Annotated in this window: 23 protein-coding genes; 16 read left to right on the top strand and 7 right to left on the bottom strand. The window is 70.8% G+C overall.

The annotated features are described in order from the left end of the window. The first annotated feature begins 20 nt into the window (after positions 1-20). On the top strand, positions 21-1,049 hold the full coding sequence (locus ACFY9I_RS00390) for an oxidoreductase (RefSeq protein ID WP_390994541.1): 1,029 nt from the start codon (positions 21-23) through the stop codon (positions 1,047-1,049). A gap of 45 nt (positions 1,050-1,094) precedes the next feature. Next, positions 1,095-2,735, top strand: coding sequence for an ATP-binding cassette domain-containing protein (locus ACFY9I_RS00385; RefSeq protein ID WP_390994539.1), 1,641 nt, complete (start codon positions 1,095-1,097; stop codon positions 2,733-2,735). Positions 2,736-2,911: 176 nt separating this feature from the next. Here the strand turns inward: ACFY9I_RS00385 and ACFY9I_RS00380 are convergent, their stop codons facing one another. Next, entirely contained in the window at positions 2,912-5,308 is a 2,397-nt protein-coding gene (locus ACFY9I_RS00380) for a helix-hairpin-helix domain-containing protein (protein WP_390994536.1), read from the bottom strand. 156 nt (positions 5,309-5,464) lie between these two features. Beyond that, positions 5,465-5,608, bottom strand: a complete 144-nt coding sequence (locus ACFY9I_RS00375; protein WP_390994533.1) for an LPFR motif small protein — start codon at positions 5,606-5,608, stop codon at positions 5,465-5,467. A 233-nt stretch (positions 5,609-5,841) separates the two neighbouring features. Between ACFY9I_RS00375 and ACFY9I_RS00370 the strand changes: the two genes are divergently transcribed. Next, on the top strand, positions 5,842-6,795 hold the full coding sequence (locus ACFY9I_RS00370; protein WP_390994530.1) for a DJ-1/PfpI family protein: 954 nt from the start codon (positions 5,842-5,844) through the stop codon (positions 6,793-6,795). A 25-nt stretch (positions 6,796-6,820) separates the two neighbouring features. Beyond that, positions 6,821-7,456: a DJ-1/PfpI family protein gene (locus ACFY9I_RS00365; RefSeq protein ID WP_390994528.1), complete on the top strand. Its 636-nt coding sequence runs from the start codon at positions 6,821-6,823 to the stop codon at positions 7,454-7,456. 12 nt (positions 7,457-7,468) lie between these two features. On the opposite strand, the gene ACFY9I_RS00360 is transcribed toward ACFY9I_RS00365, so the two are convergent. Next, entirely contained in the window at positions 7,469-8,212 is a 744-nt protein-coding gene (locus ACFY9I_RS00360; RefSeq protein ID WP_390994525.1) for an enoyl-CoA hydratase-related protein, read from the bottom strand. 322 nt (positions 8,213-8,534) lie between these two features. Here ACFY9I_RS00360 and ACFY9I_RS00355 point away from each other — a divergent pair, with 322 nt between their 5' ends. After that, on the top strand, positions 8,535-9,050 hold the full coding sequence (locus tag ACFY9I_RS00355) for an ATP-binding protein (protein WP_390995665.1): 516 nt from the start codon (positions 8,535-8,537) through the stop codon (positions 9,048-9,050). A 97-nt stretch (positions 9,051-9,147) separates the two neighbouring features. On the opposite strand, the gene idi is transcribed toward ACFY9I_RS00355, so the two are convergent. The 4 genes from idi to galE all read right to left on the bottom strand — a co-directional run bounded on the left by idi (position 9,148) and on the right by galE (position 12,441). Further along, on the bottom strand, positions 9,148-9,741 hold the full coding sequence (gene idi / locus ACFY9I_RS00350) for an isopentenyl-diphosphate Delta-isomerase (RefSeq protein ID WP_390994522.1): 594 nt from the start codon (positions 9,739-9,741) through the stop codon (positions 9,148-9,150). 124 nt (positions 9,742-9,865) lie between these two features. Beyond that, entirely contained in the window at positions 9,866-10,384 is a 519-nt protein-coding gene (locus ACFY9I_RS00345; protein WP_390994520.1) for a GNAT family N-acetyltransferase, read from the bottom strand. After that, positions 10,375-11,313, bottom strand: a complete 939-nt coding sequence (locus ACFY9I_RS00340; protein WP_390994519.1) for a cation diffusion facilitator family transporter — start codon at positions 11,311-11,313, stop codon at positions 10,375-10,377. Before ACFY9I_RS00340 ends, ACFY9I_RS00345 begins: the two co-directional genes overlap by 10 nt. A 156-nt stretch (positions 11,314-11,469) precedes the next feature. Further along, on the bottom strand, positions 11,470-12,441 hold the full coding sequence (galE, locus tag ACFY9I_RS00335) for a UDP-glucose 4-epimerase GalE (protein ID WP_390994516.1): 972 nt from the start codon (positions 12,439-12,441) through the stop codon (positions 11,470-11,472). 402 nt (positions 12,442-12,843) lie between these two features. On the opposite strand from galE, the gene ACFY9I_RS00330 reads away from it, so the two are divergent. The 11 genes from ACFY9I_RS00330 (at position 12,844) to hpnE (ending at position 23,739) form a co-directional block, all read left to right on the top strand. After that, the gene (locus tag ACFY9I_RS00330) at positions 12,844-14,685 is read left to right on the top strand and encodes a DUF5941 domain-containing protein (RefSeq protein ID WP_390995662.1); all 1,842 of its coding nucleotides are present in this window, start codon (positions 12,844-12,846) and stop codon (positions 14,683-14,685) included. Further along, a complete protein-coding gene (locus ACFY9I_RS00325; RefSeq protein WP_215454109.1) occupies positions 14,682-15,434 on the top strand; it encodes a sugar phosphate nucleotidyltransferase in 753 nt (250 codons plus the stop codon). The genes ACFY9I_RS00330 and ACFY9I_RS00325 overlap by 4 nt, the downstream gene beginning before the upstream one ends. Next, the gene (locus ACFY9I_RS00320; RefSeq protein ID WP_390994513.1) at positions 15,422-16,486 is read left to right on the top strand and encodes an iron-containing alcohol dehydrogenase; all 1,065 of its coding nucleotides are present in this window, start codon (positions 15,422-15,424) and stop codon (positions 16,484-16,486) included. The genes ACFY9I_RS00325 and ACFY9I_RS00320 overlap by 13 nt, the downstream gene beginning before the upstream one ends. Before the next feature lie 28 nt (positions 16,487-16,514). Beyond that, a complete protein-coding gene (locus tag ACFY9I_RS00315) occupies positions 16,515-17,243 on the top strand; it encodes a CDP-alcohol phosphatidyltransferase family protein (protein WP_390994510.1) in 729 nt (242 codons plus the stop codon). Between the two features lie 8 nt (positions 17,244-17,251). After that, entirely contained in the window at positions 17,252-18,124 is an 873-nt protein-coding gene (locus ACFY9I_RS00310) for a glycosyltransferase (RefSeq protein ID WP_390995659.1), read from the top strand. Between the two features lie 95 nt (positions 18,125-18,219). Further along, complete coding sequence (locus tag ACFY9I_RS00305) at positions 18,220-19,149, top strand: ABC transporter permease (protein ID WP_390994508.1); 930 nt, start codon at positions 18,220-18,222, stop codon at positions 19,147-19,149. Beyond that, the gene (locus ACFY9I_RS00300) at positions 19,142-19,909 is read left to right on the top strand and encodes an ABC transporter ATP-binding protein (RefSeq protein ID WP_319362874.1); all 768 of its coding nucleotides are present in this window, start codon (positions 19,142-19,144) and stop codon (positions 19,907-19,909) included. The genes ACFY9I_RS00305 and ACFY9I_RS00300 overlap by 8 nt, the downstream gene beginning before the upstream one ends. Before the next feature lie 416 nt (positions 19,910-20,325). After that, the gene (gene hpnC, locus ACFY9I_RS00295) at positions 20,326-21,228 is read left to right on the top strand and encodes a squalene synthase HpnC (protein ID WP_390994505.1); all 903 of its coding nucleotides are present in this window, start codon (positions 20,326-20,328) and stop codon (positions 21,226-21,228) included. Next, a complete protein-coding gene (gene hpnD / locus ACFY9I_RS00290) occupies positions 21,225-22,175 on the top strand; it encodes a presqualene diphosphate synthase HpnD (RefSeq protein WP_390994502.1) in 951 nt (316 codons plus the stop codon). The genes hpnC and hpnD overlap by 4 nt, the downstream gene beginning before the upstream one ends. Continuing rightward, positions 22,172-22,315 carry a DUF6380 family protein gene (locus ACFY9I_RS00285; protein WP_390994499.1) on the top strand — a complete coding sequence of 48 codons (144 nt, stop codon included), beginning with the start codon at positions 22,172-22,174 and terminating at the stop codon, positions 22,313-22,315. The genes hpnD and ACFY9I_RS00285 overlap by 4 nt, the downstream gene beginning before the upstream one ends. After that, positions 22,312-23,739 carry a hydroxysqualene dehydroxylase HpnE gene (gene hpnE / locus ACFY9I_RS00280; RefSeq protein WP_390994497.1) on the top strand — a complete coding sequence of 476 codons (1,428 nt, stop codon included), beginning with the start codon at positions 22,312-22,314 and terminating at the stop codon, positions 23,737-23,739. The genes ACFY9I_RS00285 and hpnE overlap by 4 nt, the downstream gene beginning before the upstream one ends. The last annotated feature ends 53 nt before the right edge of the window (positions 23,740-23,792 follow it).

Here is a 23,792-nt window from a genome sequence, read left to right as displayed (position 1 = left end):
TTTGTGGGGATACTCACACCATGTCTGCCGAGTACGCGACCTTCGGCCTGGCACCGGCGATGCGAGCCGGTGGCGTCCTCGCCAACGGTGACTACCAGGCGCACCGGGACTTCGTGGACTTCATCGTCGACGGACGCCCGCTGCTGTTCCAGCTCTCCGACCTCGATGCCGTCTCCCCACTCGCCTCCGACGTGCCGCCTTCGATCTTCACCGCCCAGGTGCGCAGCCTGCTCCTGGAGGCCGAGCCACCCCTGGCCCGTGGCCGTTACATCATCTACGGCTGCCCCGAATGCGCCGACCTCGCCTGCGGAGCGGTGACCGCGGTGATAGAGCGGGACGGCGACGACTACGTGTGGCGGGACTTCGCCTGGCAGACGGAGGAGGAAGCCGACCTCAAGCTGAACGCCTACACGGGCATCGGTCCTTTCCGGTTCCACGGTGCCGAGTACCGCGGCGCACTGGGGTCCCTGCTGAGCGAGTCCGCCGCCGGGCCGTCGACGGGCCGCCGGGTCCTCCTCATCGGTGCCCGGGTCGCGGTCCTCGCCAAACTCGCCGCCGCCCTGCGTGCCATCGGCATCGGCGCCGACATAGCGCAGGACGCCACCGGCGTGCCCCCGGAGGAGCTGCGCGCCTACGGTGCCGTGGCCTTCGGACGGGCCGTCGGCGAGGCGGACCGCGCGGCCGTGCGGCTGGCCTTCGACCGGGCCGGGGTCCAGGTCGCCCACGTCGACGGACTCGCCCCGATCATCCCGCTCCTCGTCGCCCAGATCGAGAACGCCCTCGACCACAGCCCGGCGGACCGACGCCGCCTCACCCGTCTCGTCGCCGCCGACGGTCAGGCCGGCATCGAGGTCACCTCCACCTGCCGGGTGGAGCTGACCGCATACCGCCTCGACCGGCTGTACCGCACGCACACCTACAGATTCTTCGACGGCATCCTCCCGGCGGGGCGGCACCGGATCGGGCTGGACCCGAAGTCCGTGAAGGGAGAATCGTTCATCGTGGCCAGGGCCTCGGGGACGGTGTTGGTGGAGCCGATGGGGAGGTGACCTGAGGGGACCGTCTGGTGCGGTCTGTCGTTAGGATCGCCCCCTGTGACCGCAACCCTCGTCGTCAAGAACCTCGCCGCCGGCCACGGCGACCGCTCGCTCTTCTCCGGGCTGGACCTCGTCGTCGCCCCCGGTGATGTGATCGGGCTGGTCGGCGCCAACGGCGCGGGCAAGTCCACGCTGCTCCGACTGCTCGCCGGACTGCTGCCGCCGGAGCAGGGGGAGCTGCGGCTGTCCCCGCCCACGGCGACCGTGGGTCACCTGCCGCAGGAGCCGGAGCGCCGGGAGGGCGAGACGGTACGTGAGTTCCTCGCCCGGAGGACGGGAGTGGCCGAGGCCCAGCGGGTGATGGACGAGGCCACCCAGGCACTCGTCGACGGCGCGCCGGGCGCCGACGACGCCTACTCGACCAGCCTGGAGCGTTGGCTGGACCTCGGCGGCGCCGATCTGGACGAGCGGGCGGAGGAGGTCGCCGACTCCCTCGGCCTCGGCGTCGACCTGGACCAGCCCATGACCGCCCTCTCCGGCGGCCAGGCCGCCCGCGCCGGATTGGCCTCCCTCCTCCTGTCCCGCTACGACGTCTTCCTCCTCGACGAGCCCACCAACGACCTCGACCTGGACGGCCTGGAACGACTCGAACGCTTCGTCTCCGGGCTGCGCGCGGGCACGGTGGTCGTGAGCCACGACCGCGAGTTCCTCACCCGCACGGTCACCAAGGTCCTGGAACTCGACCTCGCCCAGAACCAGATCAACCTCTACGGCGGTGGATACGAGGCGTATCTGGAGGAGCGGCAGACGGCCCGCCGGCACGCCCGTGAGGACTACGAGGAGTACTCCGACAAGAAGGCCGCCCTCCAGGACCGCGCCCAGATGCAGCGCTCCTGGATGGACAAGGGTGTCAAGAACGCGCGCCGCAAGGCGAGCAACGACAACGACAAGATCGGCCGCAAATTCCGCAGCGAGGCGAGTGAGAAGCAGGCCGCGAAGGCGCGGCAGACCCAGCGCATGATCGAACGGCTCGATGTGGTCGAGGAGCCGCGCAAGGAGTGGGAGCTGCGCATGGAGATCGCGGCGGCCCCGCGCTCCGGCGCCGTGGTCGCCACCGTGCGCGACGCGGAGGTGCGGCGGGGCGACTTCGCCTTCGGGCCGGTGTCCTTGCAGATCGACTGGGCGGACCGTGTCGCCATCACCGGCGCGAACGGTGCGGGGAAGTCGACGCTCCTGGGCGCGCTGCTCGGCAGGATCCCCCTGGATTCCGGCCACGCCGCCCTGGGGTCCGGGGTCCTCGTCGGCGAGGTCGACCAGGCCCGGGGGCTCTTCCACGGCCCCGAGACCCTGCTCGACGCGTTCACCACGGCCGTCCCCGACACCGAGCCGGCCGAGGTCCGCACGCTCCTGGCCAAGTTCGGCCTGAAGTCCCACCACGTGCTACGTCCGGCGGTGACCCTGTCCCTCGGCGAACGCACCCGCGCGGCCCTGGCCCTGCTCCAGGGCCGGGGCGTCAACCTCCTCGTCCTCGACGAGCCCACCAACCACCTCGACCTTCCCGCGATCGAACAGCTCGAATCCGCCCTCGACTCCTACGAGGGCACGCTGCTCCTGGTCACCCACGACCGCCGGATGCTGGACGCGGTGAGGGTGAACCGCCGTCTGGCCGTGGAGGCGGGCAAGGTGACGGAGAACTAGGGACGTCGTACCGGCTGCGGCCCTGCTTTTTCAGGGGCGCGGGGAACTGCGAGACCAGCCCCCACCGGACCCGCGGTCGGGGGTCAAAGGGGCACAGTCTCTTGCGGATGGGACGTGGACGGGACGTGGACGGGACGGGTAGGGGCGGCGGGGGCGAAAAGCCCCCGCCGACACCCTCAGCCGCGCTTCTTGTCCACCAACCCCGCCCGCCGCAACGCATCCGCCATCGCACTGTTCGAAGGAGCCGGTGCCGAACCCCCCTGCCGGGCCCCGCCTCCACCCCCACGCCCCTGCTGCCGAGGCGGCTGCCCGCCACGCGCCCCGCGCTGAGGCCGCGCCCCGCCACCCCCACGCCCCTGCGGCGCCCCCTTCGGCGCCGCCTCGTCGTCCAACCGCAGCGTCAACGAGATCCGCTTCCGCGGAATGTCCACCTCGAGCACCTTCACCTTGACGATGTCCCCGGGCTTGACCACATCCCGAGGATCCTTGACGAACGTCCTGGACAACGCCGAGACATGCGCCAGCCCGTCCTGGTGGACACCGACGTCGATGAACGCCCCGAACGCCGCCACATTCGTCACCACGCCCTCCAGCACCATCCCGGGGGCGAGGTCGGAGATCTTCTCGACGCCCTCCTTGAACGTGGCCGTCCTGAAGGCGGGCCGAGGGTCACGCCCCGGCTTCTCCAGCTCCTTCAGGATGTCGGTCACGGTCGGCAGACCGAACGTCTCGTCCACGAAGTCCCCAGCCCGCAGCGACCGCAGGACCCCCGTGTTGCCGACGAGCGCCGCCACCTCCTGACCGGAGGTCTTCACCATCCGCCGTACGACGGGGTACGCCTCCGGGTGCACACTCGACGCGTCCAGCGGGTCGTCGCCGCCCCGGATCCGCAGGAAGCCCGCGCACTGCTCGTACGCCTTGGGACCGAGTCGCGCCACCCCCTTGAGTTGGGCGCGCGACTTGAACGGACCGTTGGCGTCACGGTGGGCCACGATGTTCTCGGCGAGCCCGGAGGAGATGCCGGAGACGCGGGCCAGCAGTGGGGCGGACGCCGTGTTCACGTCGACGCCGACGCCGTTCACACAGTCCTCGACCACCGCGTCCAGCGACCGCGACAGCTTCACCTCGGACAGGTCGTGCTGGTACTGGCCGACGCCGATCGACTTCGGGTCGATCTTCACCAGCTCGGCGAGGGGGTCCTGAAGGCGCCGCGCGATGGAGACGGCGCCGCGCAGCGACACGTCCATGCCCGGCAGCTCCTGCGAGGCGAACGCCGATGCCGAGTACACGGACGCGCCGGCCTCGGACACCATGACCTTGGTCAGCTTCAGCTCCGGGTGCTTGGTGATCAGTTCACCGGCGAGCTTGTCGGTCTCACGGGAGGCCGTGCCGTTGCCGATGGCGATCAGTTCGACCGCGTGCTCCTTGGCGAGCCGCGCCAGCTTGGCGATGGCCTCGTCCCACTTGTTGGCCGGCACGTGCGGGTAGATCACGTCGGTGGCGACGACCTTGCCCGTCGCGTCGACCACGGCGACCTTGACGCCCGTACGGAAGCCGGGGTCGAGGCCGAGCGTCGCGCGGGTGCCGGCAGGGGCGGCGAGGAGCAGGTCGCGCAGGTTCGCCGCGAACACGTTCACCGCCTCGTCCTCGGCGGCCGTACGCAGCCGAAGCCGGAGGTCGATGCCGAGGTGGACGAGGATGCGGGTCCGCCAGGCCCAGCGGACCGTGTCCGTCAGCCACTTGTCGGCGGGGCGCCCGCGATCACTGATCCCGAACTTGTGGGCGACGATCCCCTCGTACGACGACGGCCCGGGCTGCTCGGAGGGCTCCTCCGGCTCCAGCACCAGGTCGAGGACGTCCTCCTTCTCACCGCGCAGCATCGCCAGGATGCGGTGGGAGGGCAGCTCGGTGAACGGCTCGGCGAAGTCGAAGTAGTCGGCGAACTTGGCGCCCGCCTCCTCCTTGCCGTCCTTCACCTTGGCGGCCAGCCGGCCCCGTACCCACATGCGTTCGCGCAGCTCACCGATCAGGTCGGCATCCTCCGAGAACCGCTCGGTGAGGATCGCCCGAGCACCGTCCAGCGCGGCCTGCGGATCGGCGACGCCCTTGTCGGCGTCCACGAACGCGGCGGCGGCGGCCAGAGGATCCACGGTCGGGTCACCCAGCAGGCCCTCGGCCAGCGGCTCCAGACCGGCCTCGCGGGCGATCTGCGCCTTCGTGCGCCGCTTCGGCTTGAAGGGGAGGTAGATGTCCTCCAGCCGCGCCTTCGTCTCGGCACCACGGATCTGCGCCTCGACCTCCGGTGTCAACTTGCCCTGCTCGCGCACGGAGTCCAGGATCGCTGTCCGCCGCTCCTCCAGCTCCCGCAGATAGCGCAGCCGCTCCTCGAGCGTGCGCAACTGCGCGTCGTCGAGCATCTCGGTCGCTTCCTTGCGGTAGCGGGCGATGAAGGGCACGGTCGAACCGCCGTCGAGCAGTTCCACCGCGGCCTTCACCTGCCGCTCCCGTACGCCGAGCTCCTCGGCGATCCTGCCTTCGATGGACCCTACTTCGATGGACCCGGGTGTCGTCACGATCCCGTACCGCCTTCTCCACTGAGGTTGCGCGGCAATTGTGGCAGGTGGCACCGACAGCGGGGGATCGACCCGGCAGATCCGAGGGGCCGGACACACGGGCAGCCGGACGCGTGGTCGCGTCCGGCTGCCCGTCCTGTCAGCGCTCGGCGTTCCTCAGGCCCGGCGGGTCCGCCCGGAGCCGCGCGTGGAGCTGGACGCGCCGCCGAAGAGGCGGGCCAGGGCCCGGAACGGCAGTGTCACCACCGTCGCGATGGCCCCACCGATCTGGCGCAACACGTCTGCGATCGCACGGAACACGTACTTCTCCTTTCCTCTCCCGGCTGGCTGGGCCAGGACTGGGCGAGTACCGCACTCCGCGTTGTTCATGCCTGACCGTGGGGAGCACCCCCTGGTTTGACCATCCGTCGGCTCCGCGAGCCGCCCGACGCCGGGCGCGCCCGGATGCCCACCCGCGTCTTCCCCCGTCCATGGCAGGAAAGGTGGGGTACCCGGCATTGCGGCCATGGTCCGCTCGCCCAAGAATCGATGGCATGCGAACCGTTCTGGTGATCCTCTTCGACGGCGTGCAGAGTCTCGACGTCACGGGCCCGATGGAGGTCTTCGCCGGCGCGGAGCAGTACACGCCCGGGACGTACCGCATCAGCACGGCCTCCCTGGACGGCGCGCCCGTACGCACCTCCAGCGGCCTCACCCTCGTCCCGGACCACCCCCTCGCCGACACACCCACCCCGCACACCCTGCTCGTCCCGGGCGGCCAGGGCACCCGGCATCCCGCTGCCGACGTCGTCGACTGGCTGCGCGAGCACGGGCCGCGCGCGAAGCGCCTGGTCTCGGTCTGTACGGGCGCGATCCTGCTCGCCGAGGCGGGGCTCCTGGACGGCCGCCGGGTGACCACCCACTGGGCCTACTGCGACAAGCTGGCCCGTGACCATCCGTCGATCGACGTCGACCCCGACCCCATCTACATCCGCGACGGGTACATCGCCACCTCCGCCGGCGTCACCTCCGGCATCGACCTCGCTCTGGCGCTCGTCGAGGAGGACATCGGCCGCGACGCCGCCCTCACCATCGCCCGGCATCTCGTCGTCTTCCTTCGCCGACCGGGCAACCAGGCCCAGTTCAGCGCCCAGCTCGCGGCCCAGACCGCCCGGCGGGAACCGCTGCGTGAGGTCCAGCAGTGGGTCAGCGAGCATCCCGAGGACGACCTGAGCGTGGAGAACCTGGCCGCCCGCGCCCGGCTCTCGCCCCGCCACTTCGCCCGCGCCTTCCGGACCGAGACAGGGATGACCCCCGGCCGGTACGTCGACCGCGTCCGCCTCGAACACGCCCGCCGCCTCCTGGAGGACACCTCCTACGGCGTCGAGGAGATTTCCCGCACCTGCGGCTACGGCACCTCCGAGGCCATGCGCCGCGCCTTCGTGAAGGCCCTCGGCACAGCCCCGGCGGAGTACCGCCGCCGCTTCCGTCCCGTCCTGGCCGACTGAGCCGCCCCCACCGAAAGGACCTCCGATGCAGATCGCCATCCTCCTGTTCGACCGCTTCACCGCCCTCGACGCGGTGGGCCCCTACGAGACCCTCGGTCGCGCCCCGGACGCGGAGCTGGTCTTCGTCGCCGAGGAGGCGGGCCCGGTCCGTACCGACCAGGGAAACCTGGCGATCACCGCCGACAGGACCCTGGCCGAGGTGCCGAGCCCCGACATCGTGATCGTCCCCGGCGGCCCAGGCCAGAGCGCGCAGATGGAGAACGAGGCACTCCTGAGCTGGCTGCGCACGGCCGACACCACCAGCACCTGGACCACCTCCGTGTGCACCGGTTCCCTGCTGCTCGCCGCCGCGGGCCTGTTGGAGGGCCGCCGCGCTACTTCGCACTGGCTGGCCCTCGACGAACTGCCGCGGTTCGGCGCGAAGCCGACGGGGGACCGGGTCGTGTTCGACGCGAAGTACGTCACCGCGGCCGGTGTCTCCTCCGGCATCGACATGGGGCTGACCCTGCTCGGGCGGATCGCGGGCGACGACCAGGCCCGCGCGATCCAGCTGGCCACGGAGTACGACCCGCAGCCGCCGTACGACGCGGGCTCGCCGGAGAAGGCCCCCGCCCACCTCGTCGCCTGGTTCCGCGAGAACAGCCGCTTCGTTCTGCGCTGAGGCCCGGGTGGTTCAGACGTTCCAGGTGAACCGGGGCGCTCTGCGTTCCAGGAACGCGGCGACACCTTCCGCGGCGTCGCCGCTGCCGCGCGCCTGCTCGGCCCAGTGCGCGTCGCGGTCGTCGCGGCCGTTCGAGAACTCCTTGGCCGCCGCCTGCGTCAGCCGGGAGCGGGAGATCAGCACCCGGGTGAACTCCGCGACCCGCTCGCCGAGTTCGCCCGAGGGCAGCACCTCGTCCACCAGTCCCGTACGCAGCGCCCGCTCCGCGTCGATCAACTCGCCGGAGAACAGCAGGTACTTGGCGGTGCCCGGCCCGACCAGCGACACCAGCCGCCGGGTGGAGGAGGACGGATAGACCAGACCCAACTTCGCGGGAGTGATCCCGAACAGCGCCCCCTCCTCCGCGAACCGGAGATCGCAGGCCGCCGCCAGTTGTGCGCCACCACCCACACAGTGCCCACGGATCGCCGCGAGGGTCGGCTTGGGGAAGGCCGCGAGGGCCTCCTCGGCCCGGAGGGCCGACCCCTGGGCCTCGCCCGGCGACTCTCGTAGCGTGGAGATGTCGGCCCCCGCGCAGAACGTCCCGCCCTCCCCGGTGAGTACCAGTGCCCGCACGGCGGGGTCGGCGGCCAGCCGGTCGAGAAGCGGCGGCAGCGCCCGCCACATCCCGGCCGTCATGGCGTTGCGCTTGGCCGGGTGGTGGACGACGACGGTCGCGACCCCGTCCGTGACCGAGTCCAGCAGCTGAGGCTCCATGCACGGGATGCTAGCCACCCCCGGCGCCCATACGATCATGAAGGGGCTGCCGAAGGGTCGTCGGACTGGTCTCCGAGCGGATCACGGAGAGTGAACGGCCGGGTCAGGAAGCGGGCGGGTCCGGCGACAAACCCGTACAACCCGAATAGTTCTCAAAGCGGCACGCCTCGAACGGAAGTAGTCATCGGGCTGCCCGACCCGGACGTGAGAAACCCGAAAGTCGTCGATACATGCTGACTTGTGTTCAGTTCTCCGCGAGCAGCGCCGAGTTACCAACACTCGACATGTGGTGACAATCGAGCGCAAGGGTGGCGACCGGACCATGGACGACCAAGGGCGCGGGAGCGACCCACGTCCTGGCGTCGGCGGGCGCGAGCCCGACGGCCCGAGGCCGCCGGGGCCACTGCCTTACGAAGGGGTCTGGCGGTTCACCGCTGCCACCGTCGACGCCTCGGTGCCGCAGGCGCGGCGCGCCGTCCGGGAACTGTTCGCCCGACAGGGCGTCCCGATCTCGGACGACCTCGTCCAAGGGCTTCTGCTGATCGTCTCCGAGCTGGTGACGAACGCCGTCAAACACGCGGCGCTCCTGTCGCCCACGCTCGCCGTCGAGGTCGCCGTCGGCGCCGAGTGGGTTCGCGTCTCGGTGGAGGACGACCACCCCTACCGCCCGACCGCCCTGGAAGCCGACCACGGCCGGCTCGGCGGCCGTGGATTGCTCCTGGTGCGCGAGATCACACGGGAGGCGGGCGGGGCCTGCGACGTCGAGCACACCGCGAGCGGCGGCAAGGTGATCTGGGTCGCCCTGCCGCTCGTGCCCGCACAAGTGAACCAGGGGTGAGGTGCCGCGCCCCGGGGGAGAAAGCGGTGACCCCGGGGCGGCGGAGCGTGGTCACCCGTCGGGAGAGGCAGCGGTCACCCGTCGGGAGAGGCCGCGGTCACCAGCCCGCGGCCGGGCCCGTCAGTTCCCTGACCGCCGGTCGGGCGGCGTCCAGGACCGTCATGAACCAGGACGAGAACGTGTCCTTGGCGTGCCGCTCCGACAGCTCGGCCGGGGTCACGAACGCGGTGGCCCCGACCTCCTCCGGATCCGGCCGCGGCGGGGACTGCAGCAGCCCGACGAACAGATGGTTGAACTCCTGCTCCACCAGGCCGGAATCCGGGTCCGGGTGGTTGTAGCGGACCGTGCCCGCCTCGCCGAGCAGGGCCGGGGAGACCCCCAGTTCCTCGTGCGTCCGCCGCGCGGCCGCCGCGAAGGGGGACTCGCCGGGGTAGGGGTGCCCGCAGCAGGTGTTCGACCAGACGCCGGGGGAGTGGTACTTGCCGAGGGCCCGCTGCTGGAGCAGCAGCCGCCCCCGCTCGTCGAAGAGGAAGACTGAGAACGCCCGGTGCAACTGCCCGGGCGGTTGATGGGCGGCCAGCTTCTCCGCGGTGCCGATCGTGGTGCCGTCCTCGTCGACCAGTTCCAGCAGGATCGCTTCCGTGGTGCCGTTCTGCGAACTGTGCATCGCGGTGGCAGGTGTGATCGGCATGCCCGTCCTTCGCCTCGTTCTTCGAGCCTCAAGTCTGCCGCACGAAACCGGCACTCCCGGCCTTTCGCGCCAACCCGCATGTCCTACCCGCGCACCCCGCCCGAGGACACCCGTCGCCCGATCCTCAGACCCCGAAGGCGGCCGGATACCTGATGGTGCCGGGCGCCACCGACACGGAACCGTCCAGCACCAGGGCCATCATCGCCTCGTCCGGCGCGTCGAAACCCGGCCGGATGCCGTACTCGGACGCATGTGCGAAGCCGAAGCGCGGGTAGTACTCGGGATGCCCCAGGACGAGGACGAGCCGCTCCCCACACACGCGTGCCGCGTCCAGCACCGCGCGCACCACGGCCCCGCCCGCCCCACGGCGCTGATGGTCCGGCAGCACCGCGACGGGGGCCAGCGCCAGCGCGGGCGCCTCGTCCACATGGCATCGGGTGATCAGGGCGTACGCCGCGATCGTGCCGTCCGGTGCCTCGGCCACGTACGACAGTCCGGGCAGCCAGGCGTCGGGGTCCTCGCGCAGCGCGTCGACCAGCTTCGCCTCCGCGTCGGTCTCGAAGGCGGCGGCGTTGACGCCGTACACCCCCTTCCGGTCCGCGGATGTCTCCGGGCGGGTCGTCCAGTCGGTCGTCAGTGACACAGCTTCGCCTCGTGTTCTGCGTGGCCGCTCGGCTCCAGTTGGAACGTGCAGTGCTCGACGTCGAAGTGGTCGCCGATGCAGCCCTGGAGTTCGTGCAGCATCTTCTCGTTGCCTATGGAGTCCAGCGTCTCGGAGCCGACCACCACATGGGCGGAGAGCACCGGCATGCCGGAGGTGATGGTCCAGGCGTGCAGATCGTGGACGTCCTCCACACCCGGCAGCGCCAGTATGTGGGCTCGCACCTCGGCCATGTCGACGTTCTTCGGTGCCGCCTCCAGCAGGACGTCGAGGGTCTCGCGCAGCAGCTTCACCGTGCGTGGGACGATCATCAGGCCGATGACCAGGGAGGCGATCGGGTCGGCGGCCTGCCAGCCGGTGAGCAGGACGATGGTCGCCGAGATGATCACCGCCACCGAGCCGAGCGCGTCGGCGGCCACTTCCAGGAAGGCACCCCGTACGTTCAGGCTCTCCTTCTGGCCCCGCATCAGCAGGGTCAGCGAGATCATGTTCGCGACCAGGCCGACCGCGCCGAACACGACCGTCAGGCCGCCCTCGGTGCCCACCGGCGTGACGAACCGCTGGATCGCCTCGTAGAGCACATAGCCGCCGACGCCGAGCAGCAGCAGACAGTTGGCGAGCGCCGCGAGGATCTCGGCGCGGGCGAAACCGAAGGTGCGGTTGCCGCTCGGAGGACGGTTCGCGAAGTGGATCGCGAGGAGCGCCATGCCCAGGCCCACCGCGTCCGTCGCCATGTGCGCCGCGTCCGCGATGAGCGCCAGCGAATCGGCGAGAACACCGCCGACTATCTCGACCACCATGACGGTGAGCGTGATCGACAGCGCGATCCGAAGCCGCCCGCGGTACGCCGCTGCCGCCGTACCGCTGGTCGGCGCGTGATGCGCGTGCCCGTGATCGTGCCCAGCCCCCATGGATCCGCCCCTTCGGTCGCGTTCGTGTGTTCGGCTCGCGATCACAGTGAACTACGGGTAGGGGGTACCCGGCAACGCGGCACTGAACACCGTTGTCATGTGCCCTGACCTGCGGAAACGATACGCAGGTCAGGGCGCTGTCATGATCGGCAAGGGTCAGAGGCCGTGGTGCAGCCGCCAGCCCGCCCAGGCCGACTCGACCATCTCGCGCACCCCCCGCCTCGCCGTCCAGCCGAGCTCCCGCTCGGCCAGCGCGGCCGAGGCGACCGCGCGCGGCGCGTCACCGGCGCGGCGCGGCTCGACGAGCGCGGGCCGGTGGTCGCCGGTCACCTCACTGATCAGATCGACGAGTTCGCGGACCGAAACGCCCTCGCCACGGCCGATGTTCACAGTCAGGTCGCCCGTGGCGTCCCCGGAGGCGAGTCGTCGGGCGGCCGCGAGGTGCGCGTCGGCGAGGTCGGCGACGTGGATGTAGTCGCGGACACAGGTGCCGTCCGGGGTCGGGTAGTCGTCCCCGAAGATCCGCGGGGCCTCGTCGCGGGTGAGGCGGTCGAAGACCATCGGGATGACGTTGAAGACGCCGGTGTCGGCCAGCGCCGGGCCCGCCGCACCCGCCACGTTGAAGTAGCGCAGACACACGGTCGCGATGCCGTGCGCCGCGCCCGCCGCGCGGACCAGCCACTCACCGGCGAGCTTGGTCTCGCCGTACGGGCTCATCGGGGCGCACGGGGTGTCCTCGGTGATGAGGTCCACGGCCGGGTTGCCGTAGACGGCGGCGGAGGAGGAGAAGAGGAAGCGCCCGACCCCGGCCCCGGCCGCCGCCTCCAGGAGGGTGGCGAGACCGCCGACGTTCTCCTGGTAATAGCGGGTGGGCTGGGCGACCGACTCGCCGACCTGCTTGCGGGCGGCGAGGTGGATCACACCGGTCACGGCGTGCCCGGCGAGCACGCGCTTGAGGAGGTCCCCGTCGAGGGCGGAGCCGTGGATCAGGGGGATGTCTTCGGGAAGGCGGCCGCGGACACCTGCGGAGAGGTCGTCGAGTGCGATGACCTGTTCGCCGGCGTCGGTCATGACCTTCGCCACGTGTGCGCCTATGTAGCCGGCTCCGCCTGTGATCAGCCATGTCATGGGGTCACCTTATGCGGGGTGCCCGTTGTGCCCATTCGTTGCAGGGGATGTGCAGGGTTGGCGGGTGCGGGTGTTGGTCGAGGCTGGTCGCGCGGTTCCCCGCGCCCCTCGTGAGGCGCGGAACCGCGGCCCGCCGCCCAGGAGTGGCCCCGTCTCTTTGCCCCCTATTAACCGATATCCGCGCCGGAGTTTGTGGCACGACCCCCACATCCCCGATGATGATCGCGGCGGAGGGCCCAAGGCCTGAGCAGGTTGAACCGATCGGGCCATGAACGGGTGGTGAACGCCCGCTTCTCTTCATCCGATAACCTCTGCCGACACGCCGCCGGGTCGTCAGCCGGGGCGTCCTGAACCACGGACATGCCCGGCGCCATCGCGTCGGCACCCAGGGAGTGAGTTCGTCTGTCGACCGCCATCCTCACCGGTCAGCCGGTGCCCGGATCGTCGCTGGAGGGCGATCTGCGGTCGCTCGGCTTCGACGTGCGGGTCGCCTCCGACGCCGGTGACGCCGAGACGCTCCTCGCGACGGTCCCCGCCGGCGAGCGGGTCGCCATCGTCGACGCCCGGTTCGTGGGCCATGTGCACGCCCTGCGCCTGGGACTCGCCGACCCCCGCTTCGAGGCCGCCGCGCTCCCGGGCGCCGTGACCGTACGGGCCGCCGCCCGCCAGGCGCTGACCCGGGCACTGGCCCGCGAGAACTCCGCCGCGAGCGGTACCACCGCGGTCACCGTCGACACCATCGCCGACCGTGTCGTCGCCGCCCTCGACGCCGACGGCGTCCCTCTGCACCGGCCCGACCTGGGCACCCTCGTCGCCGTCGTCCCCGACGATCCGCAGGCCCGCAACGAGGCCCGTCAGGCCGTCGCGGCCGTCGACGACGAGGCCGTACGGCTGCGCACGGCGGTGAAGTCCCGTGACGGCTTCTTCACCACCCACTTCATCAGCCCGTACTCCCGCTATCTGGCCCGCTGGTGCGCCCGCCGGGGTCTGACCCCCAACCAGGTCACCACGGCCTCGCTGATCACCGCCCTGATCGCGGCGGGCTGCGCGGCCACCGGCACCCGCGGCGGCTTCGTCGCGGCGGGCCTGCTGCTCATCTTCTCCTTCGTCCTCGACTGCACCGACGGCCAACTGGCCCGCTACTCGTTGCAGTACTCGACGCTCGGCGCCTGGCTCGACGCCACCTTCGACCGCGCCAAGGAGTACGCCTACTACGCGGGCCTCGCCCTCGGCGCCGCCCGGGGCGGGGACAGCGACGATGTATGGGCCCTCGCGCTCGGCGCGATGGTCCTGCAGACCTGCCGCCATGTCGTCGACTTCTCCTTCAACGAGGCGAACCACGACGCCACCGCCAACACCAGCCCCACCGCCGCCCTCTCCGACAAGCTCGACAGCGTCGGCTGGACGGTCTGGGTCCGGCGGATGATCGTGCTGCCGATCGGCGAGCGCTGGGCGATGATCGCCGTCCTCACGGCGGCCACGACCCCTCGCATCACCTTCTACGCGCTGCTCGTCGGCTGCGCCTTCGCCGCGACGTACACCACGGCGGGCCGCGTACTGCGCTCCCTGACCCGCAAGGCACAGCGCACGGACCGCGCCGCCCAGGCGCTGGCGGACCTCGCGGACTCGGGCCCGCTCGCCGAGATCGCGGCGCGACCCCTGCGCCGCAAGGGCCGTGAGGCGGACCGGACGACCGGCAGGTCGCTCTCCCGGCTGTCCGGCGTAGCGGGCGCCGTCGTCCTCCTCACGTTCTGGACCTGGGCGGAGCCCTACGGCAGCTGGCTGCCCGTCGTCTTCGCGGTGATCTACGTGCTCAACGCGGGCGCCGCCGTCGCACAGCCCCTCAAGGGCGCTCTGGACTGGCTGATCCCCCCGCTCTTCCGCGCCGCCGAATACGGCGTCGTCCTGCTGCTCGCGGCCAAGGCCGACGTGAACGGGGCCCTTCCCGCGGCTTTCGGGCTGGTGGCGGCCGTCGCCTACCATCACTACGACACGGTGTACCGCATCCGCGGTGACGCCGGAGCGCCGCCGCGGTGGCTGGTGCGGGCGATCGGCGGTCACGAAGGCAGGACCCTGCTGGTCACCGTCCTGGCCGCGCTGCTCGCGCCCACAGAGTTCGCAGTCGCGCTCATGGCTCTCGCCGTGGTCGTGGCACTGCTGGTGCTCGTCGAGAGCATCCGCTTCTGGGTGACCGCTCACAAGACCGGCGCACCCGCCGTACACGATGAAGGAGAACCCGCATGATCGGCCTCGTGCTGGCGGCCGGCGCCGGACGGCGTCTTCGCCCCTACACCGACACCCTCCCCAAGGCTCTGGTGCCGGTCGGCCCCGAGGGCGACGAGGAGAGCCTCACGGTTCTCGACCTCACCCTCGGCAACTTCGCCGAGATCGGCCTGACCGAGGTCGCGATCATCGTCGGGTACCGCAAGGAGGCCGTGTACGAGCGCCGCGAGGCGCTGGAGGCCAAGTACGGGCTCAAGATCACGCTGATCGACAACGACAAGGCCGAGGAGTGGAACAACGCCTACTCCCTGTGGTGCGGCCGTGACGCCATCAAGCACTCGGTGATCCTCGCCAACGGCGACACCGTGCACCCGGTGTCCGTCGAGAAGACCCTGCTCGCGGCCCGCGGCGACGGCAAGAAGATCATCCTCGCCCTGGACACGGTGAAGTCCCTCGCCGACGAGGAGATGAAGGTCGTCGTCGGCCCCGAGGGCGGCATGACCAAGATCACCAAGCTGATGGACCCGGCCGAGGCGACCGGCGAGTACATCGGTGTCACCCTCATCGAGGGCGAGGCCGCCGATGAGCTGGCCGACGCCCTGAAGACGGTCTTCGAGACGGACCCGCAGCAGTTTTACGAGCACGGCTACCAGGAGCTCGTGAACCGCGGCTTCCGGATCGACGTCGCGCCCATCGGTGACGTCAAGTGGGTCGAGATCGACAACCACGACGACCTCGCCAAGGGACGTGAGATCGCGTGCCAGTACTGACGAGGCTCATCCCCTCGCCGGTCGTCGTGGACATCCGTCCCGGCGCGCTCGATGATCTGGCGACGATCCTGTCGGACCAGCGCATCGCGCCGTCGGGCCGGCTGGCCTTCGCGATCAGCGGCGGCTCCGGGCGCGCGCTGCGCGAGCGGTTCGCCCCCGCACTGCCGGAGGCGGACTGGTTCTGCGACGCCGACGGCACCATCGACGGCGCGGTGCGACTCGCCGACTCGATCAAGAAGGGCGGCCACTACGACGCCGTGGTCGGGCTCGGCGGCGGCAAGGTCATCGACTGCGCCAAGTACGCGGCCGCCCGTGTCGGTCTGCCGCTGGTCGCGGTGGCCACCAACCTCGCCAACGACGGTCTGTGCTCCCCAGTCGCCACACTCGACAACGACGCGGGCCGCGGCTCCTACGGTGTGCCGAACCCGATCGGCATCATCATCGACCTGGACGTCATCCGCGAGGCCCCGACGCGCTTCGTACGGGCCGGCATCGGCGACGTGATTTGCAAGATCTCCGCCGTGGCCGACTGGGAGCTGTCCAGCCGGGAGACCGGCGAGAAGGTCGACGGACTGGCCGCCGCCATGGCCCGCCAGGCCGCCGAGGCCGTGCTCCGCCACCCGGGCGGGGTCGGCGACGACGACTTCCTGACCACGCTCTCCGAGTCCCTCGTCCTGTGCGGGATCTCCATGTCGGTGGCCGGTGACAGCCGCCCCGCCTCGGGCGCCTGCCACGAGATCAGCCACGCGTTCGACCTGAGCTTCCCCAAGCGCAACGCCCTCCACGGCGAGCAGTGCGGTCTCGGCGGAGCGTTCGCCACCTTCCTGCGGGGCCACCACGAGATCGCGGGCCAGATGACCGAGGTCCTCCGTCACCACGGCCTGCCCGTCCTCCCGGACGAGATCGGCTTCACCGTGGACGAGTTCGTCCAGGTCGTGGAGTTCGCCCCGCAGACCCGGCCGGGCCGCTACACCATCCTGGAACACCTCGAACTGAGCACCGAACAGATCAAGGACGCCTACGCCGACTATGCCAAAGCCATCAGTAGCTGAACTCCGCCCGGTCGTTCACCCCCCGGGTGTGAAGGACCGGCGGAGCGGTGAGCACTGGGCCGGCCGGCTCTACATGCGCGAGATCTCGCTGCGCATAGACCGGCACCTGGTCAACACCCGGGTCACGCCCAACCAGCTGACCTACCTGATGACCGTCTTCGGCGTCCTCGCCGCCCCGGCCCTGCTGGTGCCGGGCGTCCCGGGCGCCGTCCTCGGTGTGCTGATGGTCCAGCTGTACCTGCTGTTCGACTGTGTCGACGGCGAGCTCGCCCGTTGGCGCAAGCAGTACTCGATGACCGGCGTCTACGTCGACCGCGTCGGCGCCTACCTCTGCGACGCCGCCGTCCTCGTCGGCTTCGGGCTGCGCGCCGCCGATCTGTGGGGCACCGGCCGGATCGACTGGCTGTGGGCCTTCCTCGGCACGCTCGCCGCCCTTGGAGCGATCCTGATCAAGGCCGAGACGGACCTCGTCGGCGTTGCCCGACACCAGACCGGGAAGCCGCCGGTCCAGGAGTCGGCCGCCGAGCCGCGCTCCTCCGGCATGGCGCTGGCCCGCAGGGCCGCCGCCGCCCTGAAGTTCCACCGGCTGATCCTCGGCGTCGAGGCCTCCCTGCTGATCCTGGCCCTCGCGGTCGTGGACGAGATCCGGGGCGACCTCTTCTTCTCCCGGCTCGGCGTCGCCGTACTCGCCGGCATCGCCCTGCTGCAGACCCTGCTGCACTTGGTGTCGATCCTCGTCTCCAGCAGGCTGAAGTGAGCGGCGCCATGAAGGTCGGCGCGGTGATCATCACCATGGGCAACCGCCCCGACGAACTGCGCGCCCTCCTCGACTCGGTCGCCAAGCAGGAGGGCGACCGGGTCGAGGCGGTCGTCGTCGGCAACGGCTCGCCCGTCCCGGACGTCCCCGAGGGCGTCCGGACGGTCGAGCTGTCCGAGAACCTCGGTATCCCCGGCGGCCGCAACATAGGCATAGAGGCGTTCGGCCCCAGCGGCCGGGACGTCGACGTGCTTCTCTTCCTGGACGACGACGGCCTGCTCGCTCACCACGACACCGCAGAACTGTGCCGCAAGGCCTTCGAGGCCGACCCGAAGCTCGGGATCGTCAGCTTCCGGATAGCCGACCCGGAGACCGGCCAGACCCAGCGGCGCCACGTGCCCCGGCTGCGGGCCGCCGACCCGATGCGCTCCTCCCGGGTCACCACCTTCCTCGGCGGCGCCAACGCCGTACGCACCCAGGTCCTCGCCGAAGTCGGCGGGCTCCCGGACGAATTCTTCTACGCCCACGAGGAAACCGACCTGGCATGGCGGGCCCTCGACGCGGGCTGGATGATCGACTACCGGTCCGACATGGTGCTGTACCACCCCACGACCGCCCCCTCCCGGCACGCGGTCTACCACCGAATGGTCGCGCGCAACCGCGTCTGGCTTGCGCGCCGCAACCTGCCGGCCCCGCTCGTCCCGGTCTACCTGGGCGTCTGGCTGCTGCTGACCCTGCTCCGCAAGCCCTCGGGACCGGCACTGAAGGCCTGGTTCGGCGGCTTCAAGGAGGGCTGGACGAGCCCCTGCGGTCCCCGTCGGCCCATGAAGTGGCGTACGGTGTGGCGGCTGACCCGGCTGGGACGGCCTCCCGTCATCTGACAAGCTCGAAATCTGAGAGCATGCGGCCGTACCCGGTCCAGGTTTCCGCCTCGGCCCGACCAGCCTGCGCACTTTGAGGACGAAAGTTTCCATCTGTGAGTGAGACAACGCATGACGGCAGGGTTGTGGTGAGCGACCGCCCGTCGCCCGACGACGGGCTCTCCGCGACGGAACTGGCCGCCAAGTACGGGCTCGCGGTGAGCGGCGCCCGGCCCGGACTCGTGGAGTACGTCCGCCAGATGTGGGGGCGGCGCCACTTCATCCTCGCCTTCTCCCAGGCGAAGCTCACCGCGCAGTACAGCCAGGCCAAGCTCGGCCAGCTGTGGCAGGTGGCCACCCCGCTGCTCAACGCGCTGGTGTACTTCCTGATCTTCGGTCTGATCCTCAACGCCGACCGGGGCATGGAACGCGAGGTCTACATCCCGTTCCTGGTCACGGGTGTGTTCGTGTTCACCTTCACGCAGAGCTCGGTGATGGCCGGAGTCCGCGCGATCTCCGGCAACCTGGGCCTGGTGCGCGCCCTGCACTTCCCGCGCGCCTCCCTGCCCATCTCCTTCGCGCTCCAGCAACTCCAGCAGTTGCTGTTCTCGATGATCGTGCTGTTCTGTGTCGCGGTCGGCTTCGGCAGCTACCCGCGCCTGTCCTGGCTGCTGATCCTGCCCGTGCTGGTGCTGCAGTTCCTCTTCAACACCGGTCTCGCGCTGATCATGGCCCGCATGGGCGCCAAGACCCCGGACCTCGCGCAGTTGATGCCGTTCGTCATGCGGACCTGGATGTACGCCTCCGGCGTCATGTTCTCCATCCCGGTGATGCTCGAGGGCCACCCCGAGTGGATCGCCGACGTCCTCCAGTGGAACCCGGCGGCGATCTACATGGACCTGATGCGCTTCGCGCTGATCGACGGCTACGGCTCCGAGAACCTGCCCCCGCACGTGTGGGCGGTCGCCGGCGGATGGGCGGCGCTGATCGCGTTCGGCGGCTTCGTGTACTTCTGGAAGGCGGAGGAGAGGTACGGCCGTGGCTGAGTCACTCATCCCCACCGTCATCGCGGACGAGCTGCACATCGTCTACCGCGTCAACGGCGCCAAGACCGGCAAGGGCAGCGCGACCGCCGCCCTGAGCCGCATCCTCAAGCGTGGCGAGGAGCGCGGGGTGCGCAAGGTGCACGCCGTGAAGGGCGTCTCCTTCGTCGCCTACCGGGGCGAGGCCATCGGGCTGATCGGCTCCAACGGCTCCGGCAAGTCCACCCTGCTGCGCGCCATCGCCGGTCTGCTCCCGGCGGAGAAGGGCAAGGTCTACACCGACGGCCAGCCCTCCCTGCTCGGCGTCAACGCCGCCCTGATGAACGACCTCACGGGCGAGCGCAACGTCATATTGGGCGGGCTCGCGATGGGCATGTCCCGCGAACAGATCCGGGAGCGCTACCAGGGGATCGTCGACTTCTCCGGCATCAACGAGAAGGGCGACTTCATCACCCTGCCGATGCGCACCTACTCCTCCGGCATGGCGGCCCGGCTGCGCTTCTCCATCGCCGCGGCCAAGGACCACGACGTGCTGATGATCGACGAGGCCCTCGCCACCGGCGACCGCGCCTTCCAGAAGCGCTCCGAGGCCCGCATCCGCGAGCTGCGCAAGGAGGCCGGCACGGTCTTCCTTGTCAGCCACAACAACAAGTCCATCCGCGACACCTGCGACCGCGTCCTGTGGCTGGAGCGCGGTGAACTGCGCATGGACGGCCCGACCGACGAGGTCCTGAAGGAATACGAGAAGTTCACGGGCAAGTAACCCAAATGACCGGGGCCCCACCGGAACTGTTCCGGTGGGGCCCGGCGTCTGCAAGGGACACCGTTCGCCGGTGCGGAGCGGCGGCATACGCAAAGGAAACGCCAACTCCGGCAAGGAAGCGTCAACTCCGGCTGCCCATAGGAATCTTGGGGACAATCGGTGCGTTCTTGTGATGTGCAGGACACCCGACGGAGCATGGTGCGTTGTAGAACGTAAGCTGTACCGGTGCCGAATCGCGGCAAGTAGGTCCATAATGCGCGACACCCGGCATCAGCCGCAGACGCCGCCCACTGGGCGGCGTGTCCGAAATAGTGCGTATTGGGTCGGCAGTGTAGAACGGGAGATGTGACGGCCATGGCTATGGAGACTCCCCAGCTCAACCACGCTTCTGCCGTTCCCGCGCCGGGTGACGCGCGGTGACCGAAACCGGGACGGCGCGCACCGGGGACCCGGAGCGCGGCACCCTCGCCAAGGCCGGGACCGAGAACTTTCCCGTCGCCCCGTTCTTCCTGCCCAGGGCCTGGCGCGAGGACCTCATGGCCGTCTACGGCTTCGCCCGCCTCGTCGACGACATCGGCGACGGCGACCTCGCCCCCGGCGGCGCCGACGCCCGTCTCCTGGGCGTCGCCCCGCAGGACGCCGACGACCGACTGCTCCTCCTGGACGCCTTCGAAGCCGACCTCGGCAGGGTCTTCGACGACACCCCGAACCACCCGCTGCTGCGCCGACTCCAGCACACCGTCCGCCGCCGCGACCTCACCCCGGAGCCGTTCCTCGCCCTGATCGCCGCCAACCGCCAGGACCAACTGGTCAAGCGGTACGAGACCTACGACGACCTGCTCGCCTACTGTGAGCTGTCCGCCAACCCGGTCGGCCATCTGGTCCTCGCCGTCACCGGCACCGCCACCCCCGAGCGGATCCGGCACTCCGACGCGATCTGCACCGCCCTGCAGATCGTCGAACACCTTCAGGACGTGGCCGAGGACCTCGGCCGCGACCGGGTCTACCTGCCCGCCGAGGACCTGAAGCGTTTTCACGTCCAGGAGGCGGATCTCGCCGCCCCCACCGCCGGAGCGTCGGTGCGCGCGCTGGTCGCGTACGAGGCGGAACGCGCCCGAGATCTCCTGGACGAGGGTGCGCCCCTCGTGGGCAGCGTCGACGGCAGGCTGAGGCTGCTCCTCGCTGGGTTCGTGGCGGGAGGTAGGGCGGCCGTCCACGCGATCGCCGCCGCCGGATTCGACGTACTTCCCGGCCCGCCCAAGCCCGGCAAGCTCCGGCTGCTGCGCGAGGCGGGCGCGACCCTGCGAGGAGAGGGGTGATCCGGATCGTGGAGTCGGAACCACACGCGTCCGCACCGGTACTCGCCGCCTACAGCTACTGCGAGGCCGTCACCGGGCGGCAGGCCCGCAACTTCGCCTATGGCATCAGGCTGCTGCCGACGCCCAAGCGCCGCGCGATGTCCGCGCTGTACGCGTTCTCCCGACGCGTCGACGACATCGGTGACGGCGCGCTCCCCGTCGACGTGAAGACGGCCCGCCTGGAGGAGACCAGAGCGCTGCTCACCCGCGTCCGGGCCGGCTCCGTCGACGACGACGACACCGACCCCGTCGCGGTCGCCCTCGCCCACGCCGGGAGGGCCTACCCGATCCCGCTCGACGCGCTCGACGAACTCATCGACGGCGTCCTCATGGACGTACGCGGGGAGAGCTACGAGACGTGGGACGACCTGAAGGCCTACTGCCGCTGTGTCGCCGGGGCCATCGGACGGCTCTCGCTCGGCGTCTTCGGCACGGAACCCGGAGCACGCGGTGCGGAACGAGCGCCGGAGTACGCCGACACCCTCGGGCTCGCGCTCCAACTCACCAACATCCTCAGGGATGTTCGGGAAGACGCCGAGGACGGGCGCACCTATCTGCCGACCGACGACCTCGCCAAGTTCGGCTGCTCGGCGGGGTTCACCGGGCCGCTCCCGCCGGCCGACTCCGACTTCGCGGGGCTGGTGCACTTCGAGGTGCGCCGGGCCCGCGCCCTCTTCGCCGAGGGCTACCGGCTGCTGCCGATGCTCGACCGGCGCAGCGGAGCCTGTGTCGCCGCCATGGCCGGCATCTACCGTCGGCTCCTCGACCGCATCGAACGAGAGCCGGAGGCCGTGCTGCGCGGCCGGGTCTCGCTGCCCGGTCGAGAGAAGGCCTACGTCGCCGTGCGCGGCCTCTCCGGTCTGGACGCCCGCCATGTGTCGCGCCGCACCGTCAGGAGGCGCGTGTGAGGAACAATCCGGTCCAAGGCGGTTCCACCGGGGAAAAGCGGTACGCAACCCTCCGCGACAGGGGGGCGTCCCTGTCTGCGACGACCGGCCGCGCATCGATCCGGCACCGCGGCCGACCGGCGGGGGAGGGTGCACGATGACCGACGGCGCACAGTCCGATGGGCTGGCCGACGCGGACCGTACGAGCCGCCCCGGCAGCACGGCCGTGGTGGTCGGCGGGGGACTGGCGGGCATCGCCGCCGCACTCTCACTCGCCGACGCCGGTGTACGGGTCACGCTCGTGGAAGGGCGGCCCCGTCTCGGGGGGCTCGCCTGCTCCTTCCGGCGCGGCGATCTGACCGTGGACAACGGACAGCATGTGTATCTGCGCTGCTGCACCGCCTACCGCTGGTTCCTCGACCGCGTCGACGGGGCAGCGCTCGCACCGCTGCAGGATCGTCTCGACGTGCCGGTTCTCGACGTCGGCGGCAGGCCCGGACGGCGCCTCGGCAGGCTGCGGCGCGACGCGCTGCCGGTGCCCCTGCATCTGGGGCGCAGCCTGGCCACGTACACCCATCTCTCGCTCGGTGAGCGCGCCAGGGTGGGGCGGGCCGCGCTGGCGCTCAAGGCGCTCGACCTCGCGGATCCCGCGCTGGACGAGCGGGACTTCGGCGGCTGGCTGGCGGCACACGGTCAGTCCGCGCGTGCCGTCGAGGCGCTGTGGGACCTCGTGGGCGTCGCCACCCTCAACGCGGTGGCCCGCGAGGCCTCCCTCGGGCTCGCCGCCATGGTGTTCAAGACGGGCCTGCTGTCCGAGCCGGGCGCGGCCGACATCGGCTGGGCCCGTGTCCCGCTGGGGGAACTGCACGACCGGCTGGCCCGCAAGGCGCTCGACTCGGCGGGCGTCCGTACCGTACTCCGTAGCCGCGTCTCCGCCATCTCCCCTTCGGAGAACGGGAGATGGCGGGTCGAGGTGCCCGGCGAAAGCCTCGACGCCGACGCGGTCGTCCTCGCCGTCCCGCAGCGCGAGACGTACGACCTGCTGCCCGAGGGCGCGCTCGATGACGCCGGGCGGCTGCTGGACATCGGCACCGCGCCCATCCTCAACGTCCATGTGGTGTACGACCGCAAGGTGCTGAGCCGGCCGTTCTTCGCGGCGCTCGGCTCGCCGGTGCAGTGGGTCTTCGACCGGACCGAGGCGTCCGGGCTGATCGAGGGCCAGTACCTGGCGCTCTCGCAGTCGGCCGCGCGGGACGAGATCGACGTACCCGTGTCCGTACTCCGCGCACGCTATCTGCCCGAGCTGGAGCGGCTGTTGCCCGCCACGCGCGGCGCTCAGGTCAAGGACTTCTTCGTGACCCGGGAGCGCACCGCGACCTTCGCTCCCACCCCCGGCGTCGGACGGCTCAGGCCTGGCGCCCGCACCAAGGCACCCGGCCTTTACCTGGCCGGAGCGTGGACCGCCACCGGGTGGCCCGCGACCATGGAGAGTGCGGTCCGCAGCGGCATCGGAGCGGCGGACACCGCCCTCGCCGCTCTGGGCCGACCACGGGACCACCTCTTCGACCTCGAGGAGGCGGCGTGACGCTCGAAGCGCACGAAGCCGGTTCCCGCACTCTCGGTACCGCGAACACATCG

Source organism: Streptomyces sp. NPDC012510 (assembly GCF_042955065.1).
Lineage (GTDB): Bacteria > Actinomycetota > Actinomycetes > Streptomycetales > Streptomycetaceae > Streptomyces.
This window is presented reverse-complemented; position numbering and strand designations above follow the sequence as displayed.

What these genes read in the sequence shown, in the direction of transcription:
- ACFY9I_RS00390 (WP_390994541.1), top strand. Translation starts at nt 21, where the DNA reads ATGTCTGCCGAGTACGCGACCTTCGGCCTGGCACCGGCGATGCGAGCC.
- ACFY9I_RS00370 (WP_390994530.1), top strand. Translation starts at nt 5,842, where the DNA reads ATGCGAACCGTTCTGGTGATCCTCTTCGACGGCGTGCAGAGTCTCGAC.
- ACFY9I_RS00365 (WP_390994528.1), top strand. Translation starts at nt 6,821, where the DNA reads ATGCAGATCGCCATCCTCCTGTTCGACCGCTTCACCGCCCTCGACGCG.
- ACFY9I_RS00360 (WP_390994525.1), bottom strand. Translation starts at nt 8,212, where the DNA reads ATGGAGCCTCAGCTGCTGGACTCGGTCACGGACGGGGTCGCGACCGTC.
- ACFY9I_RS00355 (WP_390995665.1), top strand. Translation starts at nt 8,535, where the DNA reads ATGGACGACCAAGGGCGCGGGAGCGACCCACGTCCTGGCGTCGGCGGG.
- idi (WP_390994522.1), bottom strand. Translation starts at nt 9,741, where the DNA reads ATGCCGATCACACCTGCCACCGCGATGCACAGTTCGCAGAACGGCACC.
- ACFY9I_RS00340 (WP_390994519.1), bottom strand. Translation starts at nt 11,313, where the DNA reads ATGGGGGCTGGGCACGATCACGGGCACGCGCATCACGCGCCGACCAGC.
- galE (WP_390994516.1), bottom strand. Translation starts at nt 12,441, where the DNA reads ATGACATGGCTGATCACAGGCGGAGCCGGCTACATAGGCGCACACGTG.
- ACFY9I_RS00325 (WP_215454109.1), top strand. Translation starts at nt 14,682, where the DNA reads ATGATCGGCCTCGTGCTGGCGGCCGGCGCCGGACGGCGTCTTCGCCCC.
- ACFY9I_RS00310 (WP_390995659.1), top strand. Translation starts at nt 17,252, where the DNA reads ATGAAGGTCGGCGCGGTGATCATCACCATGGGCAACCGCCCCGACGAA.
- hpnE (WP_390994497.1), top strand. Translation starts at nt 22,312, where the DNA reads ATGACCGACGGCGCACAGTCCGATGGGCTGGCCGACGCGGACCGTACG.